General features: G+C 57.3%; 11 protein-coding genes. 8 read left to right on the top strand and 3 right to left on the bottom strand.

The genetic code is table 11. The annotated features are described in order from the left end of the window. Window positions 1-87: 87 nt before the first annotated feature. Together fbaA and R3O64_RS11505 are read left to right on the top strand one after the other, a co-directional pair. Complete coding sequence (gene fbaA, locus R3O64_RS11510; RefSeq protein ID WP_070523601.1) at window positions 88-1,122, top strand: class II fructose-bisphosphate aldolase; 1,035 nt, start codon at window positions 88-90, stop codon at window positions 1,120-1,122. Window positions 1,123-1,258: 136 nt separating this feature from the next. Beyond that, window positions 1,259-2,479: an FUSC family protein gene (locus tag R3O64_RS11505; protein WP_070564041.1), complete on the top strand. Its 1,221-nt coding sequence runs from the start codon at window positions 1,259-1,261 to the stop codon at window positions 2,477-2,479. 42 nt (window positions 2,480-2,521) lie between these two features. Here the strand turns inward: R3O64_RS11505 and R3O64_RS11500 are convergent, their stop codons facing one another. Further along, window positions 2,522-3,613: an Abi family protein gene (locus R3O64_RS11500; RefSeq protein WP_339016949.1), complete on the bottom strand. Its 1,092-nt coding sequence runs from the start codon at window positions 3,611-3,613 to the stop codon at window positions 2,522-2,524. Between the two features lie 222 nt (window positions 3,614-3,835). Beyond that, a complete protein-coding gene (locus R3O64_RS11495; protein ID WP_339016948.1) occupies window positions 3,836-4,765 on the bottom strand; it encodes a hypothetical protein in 930 nt (309 codons plus the stop codon). 176 nt (window positions 4,766-4,941) lie between these two features. Here R3O64_RS11495 and R3O64_RS11490 point away from each other — a divergent pair, with 176 nt between their 5' ends. The 6 genes from R3O64_RS11490 (at window position 4,942) to R3O64_RS11465 (ending at window position 22,655) form a co-directional block, all read left to right on the top strand. Continuing rightward, entirely contained in the window at window positions 4,942-6,036 is a 1,095-nt protein-coding gene (locus R3O64_RS11490) for a hypothetical protein (RefSeq protein ID WP_339016947.1), read from the top strand. Between the two features lie 120 nt (window positions 6,037-6,156). Next, window positions 6,157-7,449: an adenylosuccinate synthase gene (locus R3O64_RS11485; RefSeq protein WP_339016946.1), complete on the top strand. Its 1,293-nt coding sequence runs from the start codon at window positions 6,157-6,159 to the stop codon at window positions 7,447-7,449. A 556-nt stretch (window positions 7,450-8,005) separates the two neighbouring features. After that, entirely contained in the window at window positions 8,006-13,249 is a 5,244-nt protein-coding gene (locus R3O64_RS11480) for a YPDG domain-containing protein (RefSeq protein ID WP_339016945.1), read from the top strand. Window positions 13,250-13,497: 248 nt separating this feature from the next. Continuing rightward, a complete protein-coding gene (gene purT / locus R3O64_RS11475) occupies window positions 13,498-14,844 on the top strand; it encodes a formate-dependent phosphoribosylglycinamide formyltransferase (RefSeq protein ID WP_144677244.1) in 1,347 nt (448 codons plus the stop codon). Window positions 14,845-15,495: 651 nt separating this feature from the next. Further along, window positions 15,496-21,555: a VaFE repeat-containing surface-anchored protein gene (locus R3O64_RS11470; protein WP_339016944.1), complete on the top strand. Its 6,060-nt coding sequence runs from the start codon at window positions 15,496-15,498 to the stop codon at window positions 21,553-21,555. Window positions 21,556-21,758: 203 nt separating this feature from the next. Then, entirely contained in the window at window positions 21,759-22,655 is an 897-nt protein-coding gene (locus R3O64_RS11465) for a class F sortase (RefSeq protein WP_101736085.1), read from the top strand. A gap of 34 nt (window positions 22,656-22,689) precedes the next feature. Here R3O64_RS11465 and R3O64_RS11460 read toward each other — a convergent pair whose 3' ends face one another. Beyond that, window positions 22,690-23,517 carry a PRD domain-containing protein gene (locus R3O64_RS11460; protein WP_101736084.1) on the bottom strand — a complete coding sequence of 276 codons (828 nt, stop codon included), beginning with the start codon at window positions 23,515-23,517 and terminating at the stop codon, window positions 22,690-22,692. Between the last annotated feature and the right edge of the window lie 38 nt (window positions 23,518-23,555).

Genomic DNA, 23,555 nt, shown 5'->3' with positions numbered 1-23,555 from the left:
GGCATACTTGGATGTTGGAACGTGTTGTTTCGCTGGTTTGTGAGACGGCACGGCTTACTGCACAGCAACTCCAAAGGATGGAATTTCATGCCTATTGCAACCCCTGAGGTTTATAACCAGATGCTGGATACCGCCAAGAAGGGCGGCTTCGCATTCCCGGCAATTAACTGCACCTCCTCCGAAACCATCAACGCCGCACTCCGCGGCTTCGCCGAGGCTGAGTCCGACGGCATCATCCAGTTCTCCACCGGCGGCGCCGAGTTCGGTTCCGGCCTGTCCGTGAAGAACAAGGTTGCCGGCGCCAAGGCACTGGCTGCCTTCGCTCACGAGGCTGCAAAGCACTACGGCATTAACGTTGCGCTGCACACTGACCACTGCCAGAAGGAAGTCCTGGATGAGTACGTGCGCCCGCTGATCGCCTTCTCCCAGGAGCGCGTTGACCGCGGCGAGCTTCCGCTCTTCCAGTCCCACATGTGGGATGGCTCCGCTATCCCGATCGATGAGAACCTCGTGATTGCCCAGGAGCTCCTCGAGAAGGCCCACAACGCCAACATCATCCTCGAGGTTGAGATTGGCGTCGTCGGCGGTGAAGAGGACGGTGTTCAGGCCAAGGCTGGCGCAAACCTCTACACCTCCCCGGAGGACTTCGAGAAGACCGTCGATGCCCTCGGCACCGGCGAGAAGGGCCGCTACCTGCTGGCCGCTACCTTCGGCAACGTCCACGGCGTCTACAAGCCGGGCAACGTGAAGCTGCGCCCGGAGGTCCTGGATGAGGGCCAGAAGACCGTCGTGAAGAAGCTCGGCCTGGAAGAAGGCTCCCAGCCCTTCGACTTCGTCTTCCACGGCGGCTCCGGCTCCGAGAAGGAGAAGATTGAGCAGGCTCTGGGCTACGGCGTTGTCAAGATGAACGTGGACACCGACACCCAGTACGCCTTCACCAACCCGGTTGCCCGCCACATGTTTGCTAACTACGACGGCGTCTTCAAGATCGACGGCGAGGTTGGTAACAAGAAGGTCTACGACCCGCGCTCCTACATGAAGAAGGCTGAGCAGGGCATGGCTGACCGCGTGGTTGAGGCCTGCACCGACCTGCACTCCGTGGGCAAGACCGTTTCTAAGTAAACCAACGCCCCGCTGACGCTGGCTCCTCCTGGACGCCGTGCTGATTCAGCACATCTCAACAAGCCACCCCTCACCCTCGAGGGGTGGCTTTTGCGTATCCCAACCCCATCATCAGAACGCGTAAAATACCGGAATCATGGAAGCGCAAGAGTCATCGTCGAATTCGTCACCGGGAGCCAAACGCGTCCGCAGGACCACCCGCGAGCAGCTGCGGTTGGTGGATAAATCTCTGAAGTCGCGCTTCACGCGCATTCGCAACCGCCTGGTATTCATGATTCAGAGTACCCTCGGTGCCGGTTTGGCGTTCTATGTTGCGCATGACTTTTTCGGCCACGAGCAGCCCTTCTTTGCCCCGATGGCCGTCATCATCATCCTCGGCCTTTCGGGTAGTGACCGCCTCAAGCGCGCCGTCGACATGTCCATTGGCGGCATCGTGGGCGTGCTGGTGGGCACGCTGCTTGTCGACGCCCTCGGAACCGGCCCCATCCACATGACCATCATCATTGGTTTGGCGCTGGTGATCGGCTCCTTCGTCACGGGCTCGCAGCTGGTGAGCAACCAGATCGTCATCGCCGCCATCCTTATCGCCACCATTCTTCCGCCGGAAGAAATGGGCGGGCTCTCCCGCGCCATCGACGCCATCATCGGCGCGGTTATCGGCCTCACGATGATTGTGCTGATTCCCTCCTCACCCCTGCGGGCGGGCCGCTCGGAAGTCTCGAAGGTCTTGGGCATTACGGCCTCGGTTCTCTCCGATGTCTCCAGGGGCCTTGCGGACAATGATCCAGAAACCATCATGGAGGCCCGCGATGCCGTGCGCGGCACGCAGGACGACATCAACAATATGCTCAACGCCACCAAGGGCGGTGCGGAGACCGCAAAGCTCTCGCCCTTCCTGTGGAGCTCGCAGCGCAACGTCCGCTCGCTGGAGCGCATCCTCACGCCGGTCGATAACGTGGTCCGCGGCACCCGCGTGCTGTCCCGCCGCGCCCTCGTGCTCGCCGAGGACGGCGACCAGGCCACTGCCGAGCAAGTGGAGCTTATCGACGAGCTGGCCGAAATTACGATGGAGCTCTCTGACCTCTATACCCACCAAACTGCGCATGAGCGCCGCGTGGATGAGGCGCATGCTATTCCGGAGATAGTCAAACGCCTGCGCCAGTTGGCTGCGCGCTGCTCGATGGACGTCGCCGGCGAGGAAGCAGTGCTCTCCGCCTATGCTGTGCTGGCCCAAACCCGCTCCGTCATCGTGGACCTGCTCATGGTGTGCGGCATGTCGCGTGAGTCCGCCGTGGCGCAGCTGGTGCCCACCTCGAAGCACCCGGCCTACCCGCCGGAGGTGCGGGAAGAGGACTAGGGCTTGAGACTCGGGCAGTGAGAATTTTGGAGGCAATTCGAGCTATTTGCTCGGTGAGGGTAAATCAGAAGTGACCCTGGCGGCCAATAGCGAACTGCTTTGAAAGTACCGAGGTCTTTTCACAAATGCGGAGCCACGACCGCTAGCCTCGTGCACGATGTCCTGCTTTTCAGCGGTAGTGAGAGTTGAGGGATGCTTAGACCCACTGAGGTGATAAACCTTGTACGTATTCTCTGGAGGGTAGCTCTTAACGAATGGATTAGAGAGTGCGTAGCTCATAATTTTCCCGAGACGTTGTTCCTCGGGGTCGGATGATTTCTTAAGCGCATCTGAAGTCTTTTTATTCCAGCTAGAAGCGATTTCAATGTCTAAGACCTTTGGAAAGATTCCGACGATTCTCTGGCTGAAGTAGAAACCGATGTAGTCCACTTGTGCAAGAGGCGTAGAGGCTTCCAGGATGACGGCACCTACCCTTTGATAAAAGGTGAAAAGAGAATTGTCGGCATGCCCCAAGATGGCGGTGTTGAGTTTTGGCGTGCGTTGAGCAGCCAGCTTGGTAACACGTTCGAGGTTTTCTAGCCATAGCCTTGCATCTTGGTCTATCCAACTGGCGAGCCTAAGAATTTTCTTTAGTTCTACGGTTGGATCCACGTTGAGAAGTGAGTCCTGATGCGCACACCGGTTTCGAAGGATATTGAGGTCTGTCAACAGGGCTGCAACTATCTTCCTGTTACCTTGGCCTGGGAATGCGTTTCGAAGGTATTTTCTCCAGATTTCCTCATTGGCATCGGATTTCGTGGAAAGAAGTGAAGCCCAGTACCCCATGTTCAGATGCGCGATGATGTCGTCTTTGGTGACAGGACGCTTGTACTTCTTAGCTAGCTTCGTTGATAGCGCTGAAGTATCGAAAGAATCTTGGTTCCAGCCGAAGTCAAATGGGTGAGCGTCGGCAAGTGAATCGCTCATAGCGTTTCGAAGCAAGACTTCTGTGTGATGAATTACTTCAGACAGCGCAGCTGCGATTTGCGCGTTGAGTTCATAGAGCTTCCATGCCTCTTCCGCCGTGCCGCATTCTTCGAGGTATGGGGCGAATCTGGCATCAGATACCCAAGAAATTTTGTGCGTTAGTGGCATGGGCTTGTTCTTTCGGGAGCTGAGAGTGGTAGAGTCTTCCGCAGACCGCCTAGGTGCATTGCACAATGCGCATGCGGTGAGGATTCGGTTTCGAGCCTAGTGCCGAAAAGGTAATGCTGGCCGAATCCTCCTTTCGTTTTACCTTCGCCGCGAGAATCGTGCTGGTTTTCCCGGATAGTGGCGCTGTAGTTGAGTGCGGTTGCTCGGAGGCGAGGAAGAGGATTAGGGCCGCACTATCTGTAGGTCCCGCAGGTGACGGTAGAACGTCACGCGCTTGACCGGCCTCTTGGCGCGGACTCCATCGACGCTGACGCTGAGCGCCGGTCCCCCTGCCTGCACCGCCCGGCCCTGCACGACGCTGGCGGGGTCCAGTTGCCCTGGCTGGACAGGCTTGCGCAGGCGCGCGAAGAACCCACGGCGTGGTGCTACGTCCGCCTCAAAACTTGTCACCGCCTTCGCCGCCACGATGCCCGGCGCATCCGTCATCGGCACGAGCTTGGCACCGAAGACATCCTTCTCGCGGTCCGCGCGCAGCAGCACGGCATCGTCAACGATGATCTCACCAGTGATCTCCTCGTTTGACCACTCAGCAATCGTTGCCGAACCCGCCACGGCGAGGCCCGCATCATTGCGGATGAGCGGCACTGGGTTGACGGGTGCGGTCATGGCAAAGGAGAGCGCCTCCTCCATCACTGTTCCTTGGTCGCCGAGACCCTGGCGGCCCTGGCCCGTTTCGCTAGCTTTTAAGCCCCAATTCATCGCCGCGGTGGAGTGCTCCCCAGTTGGAACGTAGCCCACCTCGGCCCACAGGTAATCCGCCCGCATCATGCGAGTGAGCACGGCGCTCAGTGCGGCATCGCTGCCAATGACCACAATGCGCAGTGGCTCACGCAGGAACGGTGCCTGGGGCGCTGGCCCCGGCGCCCCAAGGTGGCTCACGTCCGGCTGCGCGGCAATCTCATCCAGCGATGGGGTGGGGTCTTCCGGGAGAATCTCGCTGGCCAGGGTATCAATAGCCTTCAACTCCTGCCGGCTGGGAACCTCTGCGAAGCGGAAGTGCTCGACGCGTATTCCGCGCTGGGAGGCCTCAATGAGGGCAGTGGTGTGGGCGTCGGTGAGGTGGCCGCCGCAGTCTACAAGCGCACAGATCATACAAGAAGCATAGAAGCGTGGAAAGAGCTTCGCTAAAACACGCCATGCGCGGCGTGCAGACAGTGGAGCTTTCCCCAGAAAAGTAGTGCACATCACAATGCGCCAGTAGGCTCCAAGGCAACGCCCAACTTCTTAGCAATCAATTCTTAAGTCCCTAACAGCCGGAGGTAAGTACCATGTCCACCCGATTGACAGTTCTTGCACTTGTATCCACCGCCGGGCTCCTGATGAGCTCGTGCAGCCTCATCGGCGGTGCGCTGACGGAAGCCGAGGAGCCAGCATTCATCGAGGCTGCCGCCGAGTCCACGACGAGTTCGGCGGCGCCTACTTCTTCGAAGGCCACGTCGACATCGAGCAGCACGTCCTCTTCGAGCGCCAACGCCGATTGCGATGACTCGAAGGAGCTCGAGGATACCGAGCTAAGCAAGGTCCTCGAGAATAAAGAAGCCTATGTGAAGGGCTCGACCGAGAAATTTGAAGACGTGAGCGTCAGTGAAGATGAATACGACGCTTGCAAGTTCCTCAGCTACGCGGTGCTGGAGGGCGAGTTTGATGGGGAGGACGTCAAGGTTCCTGTCTTCTTCGTCAACGGTGAGGTCTATGACGAGGATGCCCTCTACATCACGTCAACGTCCTTCGAGGTGGAGGAAGACGGCGAAGGCTACACTTTTGAGTCCAAGACTGAAGGCGACGTCGTTGGCGTCGAAGGAAAGGCATACAAACGCCCAGGAACCGAGGCGCCGTCCATGGAAACCTCCTTCGACGGCGTGGATTCGGACATCTTCTTCATCGACGTGGATTCGGAACCAACCGAGTCCGCGGATTTGGCTAAGGATGAAAAAGACCTCCGTGGCGAAGAGCTCTTCACTATCTCCGCCGATGGCTGGAACATGGTCTGCGGAATCATTGAGGAAAACAACGCAATCGACTGCGCGCATGGCGACGGCGGCAGCTGGACCATCAAGGGTGGCAATACCCCAATGCCAGAGGGCATGGAATTCAACCTGGTGACCTTCCTGCCGCTAGAGGGCAGCACTGAGTTCACTCAGTATGACGATGAAATCCCAACTAACGGCACAAAAATCGAGGGCAACGGGCTCTACCGAATCGGCATCGGTGATGTTGAAGCCCAAATCGCTGTTGTCGACGACGGCATCATCGTCAGCACCCCGGACAAGTCGCGGTTGATGTTTACCAATGACACCATCTACTTCGATGAGGAGGGCTCGGGCGGCGGCAGCACCGACGATGAAAACACCGAAAACGTCTAGCCCACCCCATGCCGCCAACGCATCAATTCCTGATGACCATGTCACAAACCCACCGCCATACCGTTATGCCGGGTAAAGTAGGTGCGTATTTGACTTCAATAAATAGGAAGTGACACCAACATGGCAGCGATCGTCATCGTCGGCGCCCAGTGGGGCGATGAAGGCAAGGGCAAGGCTACCGACATCCTCGGCGGCAAAGTCGATTACGTGGTTAAGCCCAACGGCGGTAACAATGCCGGCCACACCGTCGTGGTCGGCGGCGAGAAGTACGAGCTGAAGCTCCTTCCCGCCGGCATTCTTTCTGAAAACGCCACCCCGGTCCTGGGCAACGGCGTGGTCATTAACTTGGAGGCCCTCTTCGATGAGATCGACGGCCTCGAAGCCCGCGGCGCTAACGCTTCGCGCCTTAAGATTTCCGCCAACGCGCACCTCGTGGCGCCCTACCACCAGACCCTGGACCGCGTGCAGGAGCGCTTCTTAGGCAAGCGCGCTATCGGTACCACCGGCCGCGGCATCGGCCCTGTCTACGCCGACAAGGTTGCCCGCATCGGCATCCGTGTGCAGGACATTTTTGATGAGTCCATCCTGCGCCAGAAGGTCGAGTCCGCCTTGGATATTAAGAACCAGATGCTGGTGAAGATGTACAACCGCAAGGCCATCGATCCGGAGCAGGTTGTGGAGTACTTCCTGAGCTACCGCGATCGCCTGCGCCCGATGGTCATTGAGGCCGAACTGGAGCTGAACCAAGCACTGGATGCTGGCAAGCACGTCCTTATGGAGGGCGGCCAGGCCACCATGCTGGATGTTGACCACGGGACCTACCCCTTCGTGACCTCCTCGAACCCGTCGGCCGGCGGTGCCTCGGTCGGCTCCGGCATTGGTCCTACGCGCATTAAGACTTCCCTGGGCATCATCAAGGCCTACACCACCCGCGTGGGCGCTGGTCCTTTCCCCACTGAGCTCTTCGACAAGTGGGGCGAGTACCTGCAGACCACCGGCGGCGAAATCGGCGTCAACACCGGCCGCAAGCGCCGCTGCGGTTGGTATGACTCCGTGGTGGCTCGCTACGCCACCCGCGTCAATGGTTTCACGGACTACTTCCTGACCAAGCTGGACGTGCTCACCGGCATCGGTGAGATTCCCATCTGCGTGGCATACGACGTCGACGGCAATCGCTACGACGAGATGCCGCTGACCCAGTCTGAGTTCCACCACGCCGAGCCCATCTTTGAGACCATGCCGGCCTGGGATGAGGACATCACCAACTGCAAGACTTTTGAGGACCTCCCGCAGAAGGCTCAGGATTACGTCCTGCGTCTGGAGGAACTCTCCGGCTGCCGCATCTCCTACATCGGTGTCGGCCCCGGCCGTGACCAGACCATCGTGCGCCACGACGTCATGCAGGACCAGTAAGGGGCCAACCAGTCCAAGACGAACGAACCTCAGGCACCGCCTAACGGTGACGGTGCCGTGCAACAACCGCCCAACTTCTCCCGTGCCAGAGAAAAGTGGGCGGTTTCGCGTTTCTATGAGGGTATTTGTGTGTTTAATATGCCCTGCTTGGCGACGCCCCATGCAACCCCCTCCCTGTCCTCTCACTGTCCGCAACACCCCCTTTAGAAGTGAATTCCTGAGAAAAATGTTACCAGTGTTGCAATGTGAGATAATTAACAATCGAGACGGTGTGTTGAGGTCCCGCATGAAACCGCAGGTGGAATGTGAAATATGATGCACTGTTGATAGCGATTGGCATTTATGAACTTTTCAGCTGTCCGTACGGTTTCTTTAATCTGTGAACGGCGATAACATCGGAAGGGAGTTTGTTCATACATCCCTGGAACCTCTGACCTTCATTCAGGGAGAAATAGTTGAGCGGCTCTCGGTTGCGTAAGCCGGTTTTGCCCCTTACGCGGTCACGTTTCCCTAGCGTGATCAATTCTTTCAAGTCTTAAGGAAAGGACTTCTTGCCATGAACAAGAAGGAAATAAAGCGTACTGCTGTACGCCGCCGCGGCACTACCATTGCTGCCGCTGCGCTCTCTATTGCTATGGTGGGCCCCTTCGTCCACGCAGTAACTCCCGCATCCTCTTTCGCTACTGTTGCTAATGCGCAGGAAACCCAGCCTGCTGCTGACGCTCCGGCAGCAACTGGTGCCGACAAGGCCATCTACTCTCCGGGCCAGGCTGACCAGAAGGGTACGATTTCTGGTTCTGTGAAGGAGATTGTCGAAGCCGCGGTTGGTTTCGGCAATGTCCAGGGCTCTGGTAACCCGCTTGCTGGCGTGAAGGTGTACGCCCAGTGGTACGAGGGCGCGCAGACTCAGCATTCGTCGCCGATTTATTACACCGAGTCGGACGCGAACGGTAACTTCTCTATCAACATGGCGCCGTACACTGACGCGCTGGGTGTGAACCGCAAGTTTGAGGCTGATGCGTCGGTTGGAGAGACGGTCCCACAACGCGATCACAAACGTGAGAAAATCCGTGTCTGGACCGAGCTTCCGGATGACATGACGGATAAGTACCGTTTGGTGCACCAGCCGGCTGCAGGCATCTTCCCAGCTATTGGTGATGCTGCGACGCCTACCGAGCAGGGTGATGGCGCATGGGGTGGCAACAAGGTCACGGGAATGACCATTCAATATGCGCAGAAGGATAAACTGCCGCAGCACTTGCCGGAAAACCAGTGGGTAGAGAGCACCGGAACGGGCGGTAACGATGGTACCTACGCCGGCCGAGCTTTCTGGAACATGCATGTGCTGCTAGGTGCGTTGAACCACAACACTCAAAGTGCATTTAATAGTAAGGATCTTGCGGCGCCTGGTTTGAAGGTTGTTGGTTCTTACTTGAGTGATGAGGCTGTTACAAAGATTGAGCAGTACGCGAAGGATAACTTTGCGGGTAAGACGCTGCGAGGCAAGGGTTGGACTCCTGCCGATGAACAGGGGCTTCAGAAGTGGATTAATGAGCAGATAGCTGCGGATCCACAAGGCTGGATCGCAGAAACCATGACCACCACTACTAGCGCAGACGGTAAGTTCGAGTTGCGTTGGAAGGGGCTGTATGGAAATAACCACACGGGCACCGGTGGTGGCATTAACCCACCTGCAGACAAGCTGCATAAGCTGGCAGGTTCGCATGATGAGGGATCCTGGGAAAACGGTAATCGTCAGTCAAAGCATGTCAACATGCACTGGAGCTACGTCAGTATCCTTGACAAGAACGGCAACCCGCTGCCGGACAACATCGGTGCGCTGTACCCGTGGTCGCTTGGCCAGTGGGCGGGCCCGGGCTTCGGTGCTGACTTGAATGCTGGCGCTAATGCTCAGCTCTTCGGTGGCGACGGTGCCTTCATTGGTAACACCACCGATGGCTACACGGGCTGGAACATTGCGCTTGCTCCGCAGGCTTTGAAGTTCGACGTGGTGGAGAAGAATACCACTGACAACTGGGCAGCGATTGGCGACAAGGTCCAGACCGACACTGCCGGCCTGCCGATTGCGGACAACCTGAACTACTACATCGAGTGGGTCGACAAGAACGGCAAGGTCGTTAAGACCTGCGAGACCGCTAAGGCTGATTCCGCCACCAAGATTCCGAGCTGTGCGCTGGATGTTCCAGCGGATGCCGAGACTGGTGACACGTTCACCGCTCGCCTGAAGGTTACTAGCGGTGACCCAGATTCGAAGAACGACCTCGTTCTGGCGGTGGATGCCTTTGCCGTGACTCGCGACTACCTCGAGTACGACCCAGTCGACGACGCGAAGGCCGAGCAGCCGGCTACCTCCGAACCGAAGTTCGACAACCCAGCTACCGATGCTGAAGAAACCAAGCCTGAGGACCCCAAGTTTGAGCTTGGCAAGCTGCCGGAGGGGGTCACCGAAGACCAAGTCAAGGTTGATCCTAAGACCGGTGTTGTGACTTTTAAGCCGACCGCTGAGCAGGTAGGCAAGACCTTCAAGTTCCCAGTAGTGATGCGTGACGAAGCTCTGCAGGTTCCGGTTCGCGATGAGAACGGCGACCCTGTAAAGGACGACGAGGGCAACCCGAAGACCCAGGGCCGTATCGTCGCTCGCGCTGACGCTCCATTCAAGGTTGCGGACGCCACCGCGTCTACGATTGAGCCGAAGTATGAGGACAAGCTTGTTGTTCCGGGTGAGGAGACGAAGTCTACGCCGTCCTTCACTGATAAGGACGGTAAGGATGCCAAGGCTCCTGCTGATTCGAAGTTCAAGATCGCTGACGGCTTCAAGGCTCCTGAGGGCTACACGGTCAAGATCGATGAGAACACCGGTGTAATCACTGTTACTGCTCCGGAGAAGCTGGATGGCGAGACCGTCGAGGAGTTTGAGGTTCCGGTTACGGTGACCTACCCGGATGGCACTACGGACAACGCTAACGCGAAGTTCGAGCTGGACACCGATGGTGACGGTACGCCTGATTCCAAGGATGATGACGACGATAACGACGGCGTCTCCGATAAGGATGAGGAGGAGAAGGGTTCTAACCCGAAGGATAAGGGTTCGATTCCGGCTACTCCGCTGGAACCGGGTAACCCGACCGACGCTGCAACCCTAGAGCCGTCCTACGAAGACCAGCTTGTTGTTCCGGGTAAGGAGACGAAGTCTACGCCGTCCTTCACTGATAAGGACGGTAAGGATGCCAAGGCTCCTGCTGATTCGAAGTTCAAGATCGCTGACGGCTTCAAGGCTCCTGAGGGCTACACGGTCAAGATCGATGAGAACACCGGTGTAATCACTGTTACTGCTCCGGAGAAGCTGGATGGCGAGACCGTCGAGGAGTTTGAGGTTCCGGTTACGGTGACCTACCCGGATGGCACTACGGACAACGCTAACGCGAAGTTCGAGCTGGACACCGATGGTGACGGTACGCCTGATTCCAAGGATGATGACGACGATAACGACGGCGTCTCCGATAAGGATGAGGAGGAGAAGGGTTCTAACCCGAAGGATAAGGGTTCGATTCCGGCTACTCCGTTGGAACCGGGTAACCCGACCGACGCTGCAACCCTAGAGCCGTCCTACGAAGACCAGCTTGTTGTTCCGGGTGAGGAGACGAAGTCTACGCCGTCCTTCACTGATAAGGACGGTAAGGATGCCAAGGCTCCTGCTGATTCGAAGTTCAAGATCGCTGACGGCTTCAAGGCTCCTGAGGGCTACACGGTCAAGATCGATGAGAACACCGGTGTAATCACTGTTACTGCTCCGGAGAAGCTGGATGGCGAGACCGTCGAGGAGTTTGAGGTTCCGGTTACGGTGACCTACCCGGATGGCACTACGGACAACGCTAACGCGAAGTTCGAGCTGGACACCGATGGTGACGGTACGCCTGATTCCAAGGATGATGACGACGATAACGACGGCGTCTCCGATAAGGATGAGGAGGAGAAGGGTTCTAACCCGAAGGATAAGGGTTCGATTCCGGCTACTCCGCTGGAACCGGGTAACCCGACCGACGCTGCAACCCTAGAGCCGTCCTACGAAGACCAGCTTGTTGTTCCGGGTAAGGAGACGAAGTCTACGCCGTCCTTCACTGATAAGGACGGTAAGGATGCCAAGGCTCCTGCTGATTCGAAGTTCAAGATCGCTGACGGCTTCAAGGCTCCTGAGGGCTACACGGTCAAGATCGATGAGAACACCGGTGTAATCACTGTTACTGCTCCGGAGAAGCTGGATGGCGAGACCGTCGAGGAGTTTGAGGTTCCGGTTACGGTGACCTACCCGGATGGCACTACGGACAACGCTAACGCGAAGTTCGAGTTGGACACCGATGGTGACGGTACGCCTGATTCCAAGGATGATGACGACGATAACGACGGCGTCTCCGATAAGGACGAGAAGGACAAGGGTACTAACCCGAAGGATCCGTCCGATAAGCCGTCTGAGGATAAGGCTCCGGACTGGAGCGATAATGCTTCTACCACTCCGGATGAGCCGGCTGTAGTTGAGAAGGATCCGAACTCTGGTGATGTGAAGCCGGGTACTACGGTGGAGGTCACTGAGGGTGACGGTACTGCAAAGATTGATCCGGAAACTGGTGATATCACTGTGACTCCGGGTGAGGATGCGAAGCCGGGCGACAAGGTTGTCGTTGAGGTTAAGGATCCTTCCGGCGAGGTTATTGACACCATTACGGTGACGATTGCTGACCCGTCGATTAACACTGACAAGGTCACCATCACTGAGGGACAGGAGACTGACCCGTTTGACACGGCCAAGGATGTTCCGGAAGGCGGTACGGTTTCCGTTGAGAACCTGCCGGGCGGTTTGACTGTGGATCCGGAGACCGGCAAGGTCACTGGTACCCCGGATAAGCTCGATGACTGGGGCAAGGATGAGGAGACGCGTGACGTTGTTGTTACCGTCACCATCACCGATGCTGATGGCAACGAGGTCTCTGGTGACAAGGTCATCACTATTCAGCGTGATACTGACGGCGATGGTGACCCAGATGTCACTGACCCGGATGATGACAATGATGGTGCCACCGACGAGGAAGAGAACAAGGCTGGAACCGATCCGAAGGATCCGAACTCCAAGCCGTCGGAGGATAAGGCTCCGGATTGGAATGATGGTTCTACTACGCCGGATAAGCCGGTAGAGCTTCCGAACACTGGCGGTTCGGTTGAGGACGGCACCACGGTTGAGACCGAGGGGCCGGGCGAGGCCGAGATTGGTGAGGACGGCACCATTACGGTGACTCCGGGTGAGAATGCGAAGCCGGGCGACAAGGTTGTCGTTGAGGTTAAGGATCCTTCGGGCAAGGTTATCGACACCGTTGAGGTAGAGATCACCAAGCCGGGTAAGCCGGGTGGTTCTTCTGATTGGGATGGTTCTTCGAACCTGTCTCAGCGTTGTATCAACACTGGTTTGGGTGTTGGTATCCCGCTGCTGTTCCTGATTCCGGTTGGTCTGGCTTCCCAGATGAATATTCCGGGTCTGAAGGACTTTGTTGCTCCGATTAATAAGCAGATTCAGAATCTGAATACTCAGCTGCAGAAGCAGGCTGGTGTGTTCAATGGCCCGCTGGCTGGCAAGGTTGCTGGTATTGATGCGCAGCTGAAGCGCTTCGGTGCTGATTATCAGCAGGTTGCTGGTGCTGTGGCTCTGATTGCTGCTGGTGCGCTGGCTATCGGCCTTATCGCTGATGCTTGTGCTCCGGGTGCAGGTTCTTCCAACGGTTCCTCCAAGTAAGAGAGACACTGACGCACACCGAGGGCCAGTCGGCCCTTAGGGGCCGGCTGACACATAGAAGGTCAGTCTAAAGACCAAGCCCCCTTTCCCACCGTTTCCCTGCGGTGGGGGAGGGGGCTTTGGTGATCCTGGGGCAAGGGCGTGTTGTGCGCTGGTGCTCGTGTGGGGGAAACGGTGAGAATGGGTAGGTGGGGGTTTGGGGGACGTCGCCAAGCAATGCAGCACCAGAAGTGTGCGATAATTCGAGAATGACTACCGTAGGCGACATCGCAGGCCACATCGGAACCCCTCTGACAGGAAACGCCACCAAGGTGCTTCTTTTGGGGGCGGGAGAGCTGGGCAAGCAGTTGGTAATTGCCTTTCAGAACTTAGGGCTAGAAGTCCACGCCGTGGACCGCTACGCAGGAGCACCCGCGCAGCAGCTCGCGCACTTTAGCTACATCGCAGACATCAGGGACCCGCACAAGGTGTGGGAGCTTACAGAGCGCATCAAACCGGACTATGTGGTCCCGGAAGTGGAGACCGTCGCGGTGGAGGCGCTGAAGCGTATCGAGGAATTCGGCACCACCGTCGTGCCGACGGCGCGGGCCTGTGAGCTGACACAGTGCCGCGAGAGCGTGCGTGAGGTGGCTGAGAGCATCGGCCTGCCCGTAACTGCCTATCGCTTTGCTGAGTCCGCTGAACAGCTGCAGGAGGCGGTGGGGGAGTTGGGACTGCCGTGCATCGTGAAGCCGGATATTACGACCTCCGGCAAGGGGCACGTCCTTCTTAAGGAAGAAGAGGACGTGGAGGAAGCCTGGGCCATGGTGCGCCACGTGTCCTCCGATAACAAGCGCGTGGTGGTGGAGCGCTTCGTTGACTTTGACTATGAGGTCACGCTGCTTGCCGTGCGCTCCGTCGACCCAGCTACGGGCAAGATGGCTACGTGGTTTAGCGAGCCCATTGGTCACCGCCACGAGAACGGTGACTTGGTGGAGTCCTGGCAGCCCATGGCGATGAGTGAGGACGCCCTGGCGAACGCACGCTCCGTTGCGGCGCGTATCTCTAATGAGTTGGGCGGGCGCGGTGTCTACGGCGTTGAGCTCTTCGTGGCGGGCGATGAGGTGTACTTCTCCTCCGTCTCACCGCGTCCTTTGGATACCGCCATGCTGACCGGATACACGCAGCGCTTCTCTGAATTTGAGCTGCACGTCCGCGCGATCTTGGGCTTCCCCATTGACGTGACGATGGTCAGCCCCGGTGCTGCGGTCATCCTGCACGCGGACGCAGAGCTTGACGACGTCTCCTTCACCGGCCTCGACACCGCCCTATCCTATGAAGAGACCGACGTGCGCCTGTTTGGCAAGCCCTGGGCATACGCCGGCCGCCGCATGGGCATGGTGGCTACGACTGCCGAGGACGTTGAGACCGCCCGCGACAGGGCAGCGCTCGCAGCCGGAAAGATCACTGTGGGGCCGAACGCTGATCGAACCGTCCACGGTGATTCACAGCCCGTGGAGCCGACTGCCAATGCCGTCTCCGACATTGAGCTAATTGAGGTCCCGGAGCCGGTTGTCGACGTCGACCCGAAACTCATCCGCTCCACCGACGATTAAAGAAACAGTGACGTTATAAGTTAAGGGGAATGGTGCCCCGCGCCCTGACTGGAGAGCGGGGTACTGGATGTGATTGAAGTGGCCGCGTGTTACGCACGGCCACTTCTGTGCATTTCTGGGGGCTACTTGTCGGCGGGCCAGAGTGATGCGCGCGAGCCATCTTCCGCCGAGGAATCTAGTTGGCGTAGTGCCGCCTTAAGGAAATGCTTATGCAAAAACTTAAGAAATTTTAAATGGAGAAATCTAAGAAAATCTGAGTTATGTGCCGTGTCAACATTTGGGCGAACAAATTGGCGAAAAACGGCCTAAAGGTCAAGCGTACAGCACGTTTTACCTGCTAAAATATAGCCCTATGGGGGCATAAGGAAAAGTTATGCAGCAATCAACTATCTTGCGACTAGCTGTGAGTGATGATAGCATCCTGAGTGGACTATAAGAGTACGTGAGATTCTTAAGGAGAATCGCCGGTCAGGGTGTAAAAACCTACGTCCAGATTTCAGATTGTCTCAGCGGAAACTTACTGCTGTGCAGAACAACTTGTAGACATTCACATCATTCGAAGAGGAAACGATGAGTAAATTAAGGAATATCTCCAGAGAGGGGTGGATGGTCCTTACTGCTGTTTTCACAGCAATAGCAGTGATTGCGGCCATGGTCACCGTTCCCTGGACGAAGGCCGGTGCGGCTGAGCCGACCGACTTCAAGCCGAATATGACTATGGGTGAAAAGACTGACGATCCCGTTACTGATACATCTTGGGGACCGCTGGTGTGGGCCGGAAAACCGGCTAGTACTTACTATCACAAAGGAAACAAGGCCAACAATGTAGGCTGGGCATGGTGTATCGATGCTACTGCTTCGATTCCGATGCAGAATAATAGTAAATATGATGCATCAACTGCGGTAAAGGCTCCGATTCCCGAGGAGTTCCGGGATGCCGCTATCAATGTAGCTATGAAGCAGCAGGATGCACTCAAGCGAAACGATAAGGCCGCTGTGCGAACCTACGCGGTATATCTGGCTGCGCTTCTTGGTTCTAATTCGCTTCACCGGAAGGTTGCAGCTCTGACCATTACCGGTGATGACTACAAATACAACGAACCATTTGGGAATGAGTGGTATCCGTACTTCAAGAATGATGGCGGAAGTGCAGAAGAGTTTAAACAGCTTACTGGCTTCGAGATAAAGACCACAAGAAACAGTGATGGATTTGCTGTCGAATTTGTTCGTGATCCATCCGTGATGGTTCCAAAGGCTCCTGAGGGCGCTTACATCACCATTATTGGACCTGATGGGAAGCCAGGGGGAGATCCCCACGGTCAGCGAGTTATGCCGCCGGATCAACCTGGTCTTCCAGACGATGAGTCTGTAGAGCCGTCGATCGGAACTCAGGCTAAGTTTGCTGAGGGTTCGACTCAGGTTGTTGCTGGGGCAAAGGTTGAGGACACGGTGACCTATGAGGGTCTGGTTCCGGGTAAGAAGTACACCCTTAACGCTGAGCTGATTTCCAAGAAAGATGGCAAGACCGTTCTGGGTGAGGGTGAGAAGACCTTTACTCCGGAGACCGCTAACGGTAAGACCGTTGTTGAGATCACTGTTGATGAGTCCGTCAAGGAGCCGGTTGAGGCTGCGGTTGCTTTTGAGAAGTTGACTTCGGTTGAGGTCAACGACAAGGGCGAGGAGACTCCGGGTACTGATCCGGAGAACCCGAACGACATTGCTAAGCACGAGGACATCAATGATAAGGCTCAGACTGTGACCTCTAAGGATGAGCCGTCTGAGTCCACCACGCCGGAGCAGCCGGGCGAGTCGACGACTCCGGAGAACCCGGATGAGTCCACCACTCCGGAGAACCCGGATGAGTCCACCACTCCGGAGAACCCGGATGAGTCCACCACTCCGGAGAACCCGGATGAGTCCACCACTCCGAAGACGACGGAGCCGTCTGAGTCGACGACTCCGGGTAAGCCAGGTGATGAGTCTGGTAAGCCGAAGATTTCGACGAATGCTGACTTCGCTAACGGTGCAACCCAGGTTGTTGCTGGTGCGCAGGTTAACGATACGGTGACGTACAAGAACCTGGTTCCGGGTAAGGAATACACCCTTAATGCTGAGCTGATTTCCAAGGAGGACGGCAAGACCGTTCTGGGTGAGGGTGAGAAGACCTTTACTCCGGAGACCGCTAACGGTAAGACCGTTGTTGAGATCACTGTTGATGAGTCCGTCAAGGAGCCGGTTGAGGCTGCGGTTGCTTTTGAGAAGTTGACTTCGGTTGAGGTCAACGACAAGGGCGAGGAGACTCCGGGTACTGATCCGGAGAACCCGAACGACATTGCTAAGCACGAGGACATCAATGATAAGGCTCAGACTGTGACCTCTAAGGATGAGCCGTCTGAGTCCACCACGCCGAACAAGCCGGGCGAGTCGACGACTCCGGAGAACCCGGATGAGTCCACCACTCCGGAGAACCCGGGCGAGTCGACCACTCCGAAGACGACGGAGCCGTCTGAGTCGACGACTCCGGGTAAGCCAGGTGATGAGTCTGGTAAGCCGAAGATTTCGACGAATGCTGACTTCGCTAACGGTGCAACCCAGGTTGTTGCTGGTGCGCAGGTTAACGATACGGTGACGTACAAGAACCTGGTTCCGGGTAAGGAATACACCCTTAATGCTGAGCTGATTTCCAAGGAGGACGGCAAGACCGTTCTGGGTGAGGGTGAGAAGACCTTTACTCCGGAGTCTGCTAACGGTAAGACCGTTGTTGAGATCACTGTTGATGAGTCTGTGAAGGAGCCGGTTGAGGCTGCGGTTGCTTTTGAGGAGTTGACTTCGGTTGAGGTCAACGACAAGGGCGAGGAGACTCCGGGTACTGATCCGGAGAACCCGAACGACATTGCTAAGCACGAGGACATCAATGATAAGGCTCAGACTGTGACCTCTAAGGATGAGCCGTCTGAGTCCACCACGCCGGAGCAGCCGGGCGAGTCGACGACTCCGGAGAACCCGGATGAGTCCACCACTCCGGAGAACCCGGATGAGTCCACCACTCCGGAGAACCCGGGCGAGTCGACCACTCCGAAGACGACGGAGCCGTCTGAGTCGACGACTCCGGGTAAGCCAGGTGATGAGTCTGGTAAGCCGAAGATTTCGACGAATGCTGACTTCGCTAACGGTGCAACCCAGGTTGTTGCTGGTGCGCAGGTTAACGATACGGTGACGTACAAGAACCTGGTTCCGGGTAAGGAATACACCCTTAATGCTGAGCTGATTTCCAAGGAGGACGGCAAGACCGTTCTGGGTGAGGGTGAGAAGACCTTTACTCCGGAGACCGCTAACGGTAAGACCGTTGTTGAGATCACTGTTGATGAGTCCGTCAAGGAGCCGGTTGAGGCTGCGGTTGCTTTTGAGAAGTTGACTTCGGTTGAGGTCAACGACAAGGGCGAGGAGACTCCGGGTACTGATCCGGAGAACCCGAACGACATTGCTAAGCACGAGGACATCAATGATAAGGCTCAGACTGTGACCTCTAAGGATGAGCCGTCTGAGTCCACCACGCCGGAGCAGCCGGGCGAGTCGACGACTCCGGAGAACCCGGATGAGTCCACCACTCCGGAGAACCCGGATGAGTCCACCACTCCGGAGAACCCGGATGAGTCCACCACTCCGGAGAACCCGGATGAGTCCACCACTCCGGAGAACCCGGGCGAGTCGACCACTCCGAAGACGACGGAGCCGTCTGAGTCGACGACTCCGGGTAAGCCAGGTGATGAGTCTGGTAAGCCGAAGATTTCGACGAATGCTGACTTTGCTAACGGTGCAACCCAGGTTGTTGCTGGTGCGCAGGTTAACGATACGGTGACGTACAAGAACCTGGTTCCGGGTAAGGAATACACCCTTAATGCTGAGCTGATTTCCAAGGAGGACGGCAAGACCGTTCTGGGTGAGGGTGAGAAGACCTTTACTCCGGAGACCGCTAACGGTAAGACCGTTGTTGAGATCACTGTTGATGAGTCCGTCAAGGAGCCGGTTGAGGCTGCGGTTGCTTTTGAGAAGTTGACTTCGGTTGAGGTCAACGACAAGGGCGAGGAGACTCCGGGTACTGATCCGGAGAACCCGAACGACATTGCTAAGCACGAGGACATCAATGATAAGGCTCAGACTGTGACCTCTAAGGATGAGCCGTCTGAGTCCACCACGCCGGAGCAGCCGGGCGACGAGACTTGCGAGTCCACGACCCCGTCTAAGCCGGGCGAGGAGACTACCCCGAATAATCCGGGCGAGTCAACGACTCCGGGCAAGCCTGGTGAGTCGACCACTCCGGGTAAGCCGGGTGAGTCCACCACTCCGAACGATCCGTGTGAGTCTACGACCCCGGATAAGCCTGGTGAGGAGCCATCTGAGTCGACGACTCCGAAGACGACTGAGAAGACCACTGAGCCGTCTGAGTCGACGACTCCGAACAAGCCGGGTGACGAGACCTGTGAGTCCACGACCCCGTCTAAGCCGGGCGAGGAGACCACTCCGAACAACCCGGGTGAGTCCACCACTCCGGGCAAGCCTGGCGAGTCGACCACTCCGGGTAAGCCGGGTGAGTCCACGACCCCGAATGACCCGTGTGAGTCCACCACGCCGGATAAGCCTGGTGAGGAGCCGTCTGAGTCCACGACTCCGCGTGAGCCGGGTGATGAGTCTGGTAAGCCGAAGATTTCGACGAATGCTGACTTTGCTAACGGTGCAACCCAGGTTGTTGCTGGTGCGCAGGTTAACGATACGGTGACGTATGAGAACCTGGTTCCGGGTAAGGAATACACTCTGTTCGCTGAGCTGATTTCTAAGGAGGACGGCAAGACCGTTCTGGGTGAGGGTGAGAAGACCTTTACTCCGGAGTCTGCTAACGGTGAGGTTGTTGTTGAGATCATCGTTGATGAGTCTGTGACGGAGCCGGTTGAGGCTGCGGTTGCTTTTGAGGAGTTGACTTCGGTTGAGGTCAACGACAAGGGCGAGGAGACTCCGGGTACTGATCCGGAGAACCCGAACCATATTGCTGAGCACAAGGACATCAACGATAAGAACCAGACGGTTCCGAAGTCGGGCGATGATGAGTCTGGCAAGCCGAAGATTTCGACGAATGCTGACTTTGCTAACGGTGCAACCGAGGTTGTTGCTGGTGCGCAGGTCAACGACCGTGTTACCTATGAGAACCTGGTTCCGGGTAAGGAATACATCCTGTTTGCTGAGCTGATTTCTAAGGAGGACGGTAAGACCGTTCTGGGTGAGGGTGAGAAGACCTTTACTCCGGAGTCTGCTAACGGTGAGGTTGTCGTTGAGATCATCGTTGATGAGTCTGTGACGGAGCCGGTTGAGGCTGCGGTTGCTTTTGAGGAGTTGACTTCGGTTGAGGTCAACGACAAGGGCGAGGACACTCCGGATACTGATCCGGAGAACCCGAACCATATTGCTGAGCACAAGGACATCAACGACAAGAACCAGACGGTTCCGAAGTCGGGCGATGATGAGTCTGGCAAGCCGAAGATTTCGACGAATGCTGACTTTGCTAACGGTGCAACCCAGGTTGTTGCTGGTGCGCAGGTCAACGACCGTGTTACCTATGAGAACCTGGTTCCGGGTAAGGAATACATCCTGTTTGCTGAGCTGATTTCTAAGGAGGACGGCAAGACCGTTCTGGGTGAGGGTGAGAAGACCTTTACTCCGGAGTCTGCTAACGGTGAGGTTGTTGTTGAGATCATCGTTGATGAGTCTGTGAAGGAGCCGGTTGAGGCTGCGGTTGCTTTTGAGGAGTTGACTTCGGTTGAGGTCAACGACAAGGGCGAGGACACTCCGGATACTGATCCGGAGAACCCGAACCATATTGCTGAGCACAAGGACATCAACGACAAGAACCAGACGGTTCCGAAGTCGGGCGATGATGAGTCTGGCAAGCCGAAGATTTCGACGAATGCTGACTTTGCTAACGGTGCAACCCAGGTTGTTGCTGGTGCGCAGGTCAACGACCGTGTTACCTACGAGAACCTGGTTCCGGGTAAGGAATACATCCTGTTTGCTGAGCTGATTTCCAAGGAGGACGGTAAGACCGTTCTGGGTGAGGGTGAGAAGACCTTTACTCCGGAGTCTGCTAACGGTGAGGTTGTCGTTGAGATCATCGTTGATGAGTCTGTGACGGAGCCGGTTGAGGCTGCGGTTGCTTTCGAGGAGTTGACTTCGGTTGAGGTCAACGACAAGGGCGAGGAGACTCCGGGTACTGATCCGGAGAACCCGAACCATATTGCTGAGCACAAGGACATCAACGACAAGAACCAGACGGTTACCTCTGACTCCGACAAGCCTTCCGATACCCCGGATAAGGGCGACGGCAAGGACAATGACGGAGACAAGGGCAGCTCGAAGAAGGACCTGCCGTGGTGGCTGCTGCTCATCCCGGGTCTGGGCCTGATCAAGATCATCACCGACGGTGGCCACAACGGTGGCAACGGCGGACATGATGGTGGCAACAACCACGGTGAGTCCCACGACAACACCGGCCGCGATGACCGCGAGGTTACCGTCCTGGACGCAACCCCGCCGGAGGATGCTGCTAACCAGCCGCAGGACTTCGGTCAGCCGGTGCCGTCCAACACGCACCGCGTGGAGATCAAGCACGTACCTTCCGGTGCAACCCAGCTTGACCCAGGCATGCAGGACTTCATCAAGTAGTCCGCACTGCAACACCATCCCGGCCCTCACCGGCTGGGCGTGGTAGGGGCAGGAAATGATTAGGACAATCCCCTCCAGGGTGAAAACGCTGGAGGGGATTCGTCGTATGACTCTTAGACTATTGTTTACAACGAAACCCCATAGCGAAGACTTTTAGAAGCTAGACGCCCATAACTAGAAGACAGTCACAAGGAGCAGAGATTATGGCTGACGAAAGCCAGCAGAACGATATTCCGGAATACCCCGCCGATTCCACGGGCGAGGCTGCCGGGGAGACAGCCGCGGGGAAGCACCGTGCCGGTGAGGAGCAGGCAGCGGGCGAATCGAAGAAGGGCAACAAGAAGCTCCTCATTGGTCTGGTGGCGCTCATTGCGATCATCTTGGTCATCGTGCAGCTGGTGATCTATGCAGGCCGCAATGGCGATGATTCCGCGGAAGACAATGCGGGGGATTCGGCGGAGACGTCGCAAAGCTCTGAGTCTGCCGCACCCACGACGAACAATGATCCCTTCGTGGATGACTCCGGTGAGCAGGATCAGGAGATTGATGCCGCACCGGGTGAGTTCCGTGGCTTTGGTGCCATGTCCCTGGGCATTAACGATGAGTTCGCCGCCGTGGACCCGATTCAGGTTACGGATACCGGCATGCTGATCCCGCCGCGCGATGTGCAGCGCTTGGGTTGGTATTCCGCCTCCGCAGTACCGGGCGAGGCTGGCCCGGTGGGCTCCAGCGTTATCACCGGCCACATCAACTACCAGGGTCAGGGAACGGGCTTTGCGGAGAAGTTCACCACCCTGGAGCAAGGGCAGGAGTTCACCGTTTTCATTGACGGTGAGGAGCGCAAGTTCCGTGTGACGGAGGCGCCGTACCGTCTGCCGAAGGGCGCGGGATTCCCAGACGTGGTCAATGACACGGAGGGAGAAAACCGTCTGGTCCTCATCACCTGTGGCGGCAAGTTCGTCGGTGGCGAACTGGGCTACGAGGACAACATCATCACCGTGGCAGAGCCGGTGGCACCCGTGGAAGGCGGTGCTGAGGCGCCGGCAGATGGTGTTGTTGACGCGCCCGCTGAGGGCGCGGTCGAGGCGCCGGCGGTTTAGCCTGGTTGGTGAATCGCCTAAGCGGGGTGATGGCTTAGGCGGAGGCCTCCTCCAGACGCGCGATGTGCAGCGTCAGGTAGGAGACTTCATCGGGGGTTAGTGCGCTGTCGAGGCGCAGCTCAATTAGGTTAGCTACCATCTGGGCGGTCTCGACGGCATCGGGGTAGCGGGCGGAGATGGCGGTGGCCACCTGGCGGTCGTCGGAGTCGAGCTGCTGGTGCTCCGCCATGCGCACGAAGAGGTAACGCAGGTGCGTGATGAAGCGGGCGACGGAGATGTCCTCGCTATTAAGCTCCGTATCGTTGTGCGAGCCGATAACAGCCAGGATCTGCTGAATCAGACCCGTCATGCGGTAGGTGCCGGAGAGATCTCCCACTGCGAAGCCGGCGTTGACCAAGTGCAGGGTGATGGCCACGGCCTCGTCGGGAGCCAACGGCTTATGCAGGCCACCATTGATGGCGGTGAGTAGCTGCTGTGCGAGGGCAAAGTCATCGGAGTAGAGGTGGCGCACCTCAGCTTCGAGGGGATAAGACACGGCGTTGCCGCGGTTGACGGCACCGTGGATGTGGTCCGCAATCGCCACGACCAAAGTGAGCTTGCTGCGCAGTGCCTCAGACATGTCGACGGAATGCATGGCGTCGATGACCAGCTGCACGTATTCGCCGGGAATGCCGGCGATCATGGCAGCCATGTGGTCCGGGTCGCGGCCAGAATCCGGGACGAAGACCTTGACCACCTTGGCGGGGTCAACCTCAGTGCCGGGGTGAGCCTGGAAGCCAATGCCACGGCCGGTGACGATGACGTCCTCCGCGCCGCGCCGTGCGAGAACGACGTTGTTATTAAACACTCGCAACAGTTGCACAGGGCACCTTTCTGGTTGAGGTTAAAACGACTAAAGCC

Source organism: Corynebacterium hesseae, from assembly GCF_037850265.1.
GTDB lineage: Bacteria > Actinomycetota > Actinomycetes > Mycobacteriales > Mycobacteriaceae > Corynebacterium > Corynebacterium hesseae.
The sequence above is the reverse complement of the archived record's forward strand: the minus strand, read 5'-3'. Positions and strand labels throughout refer to the sequence as shown.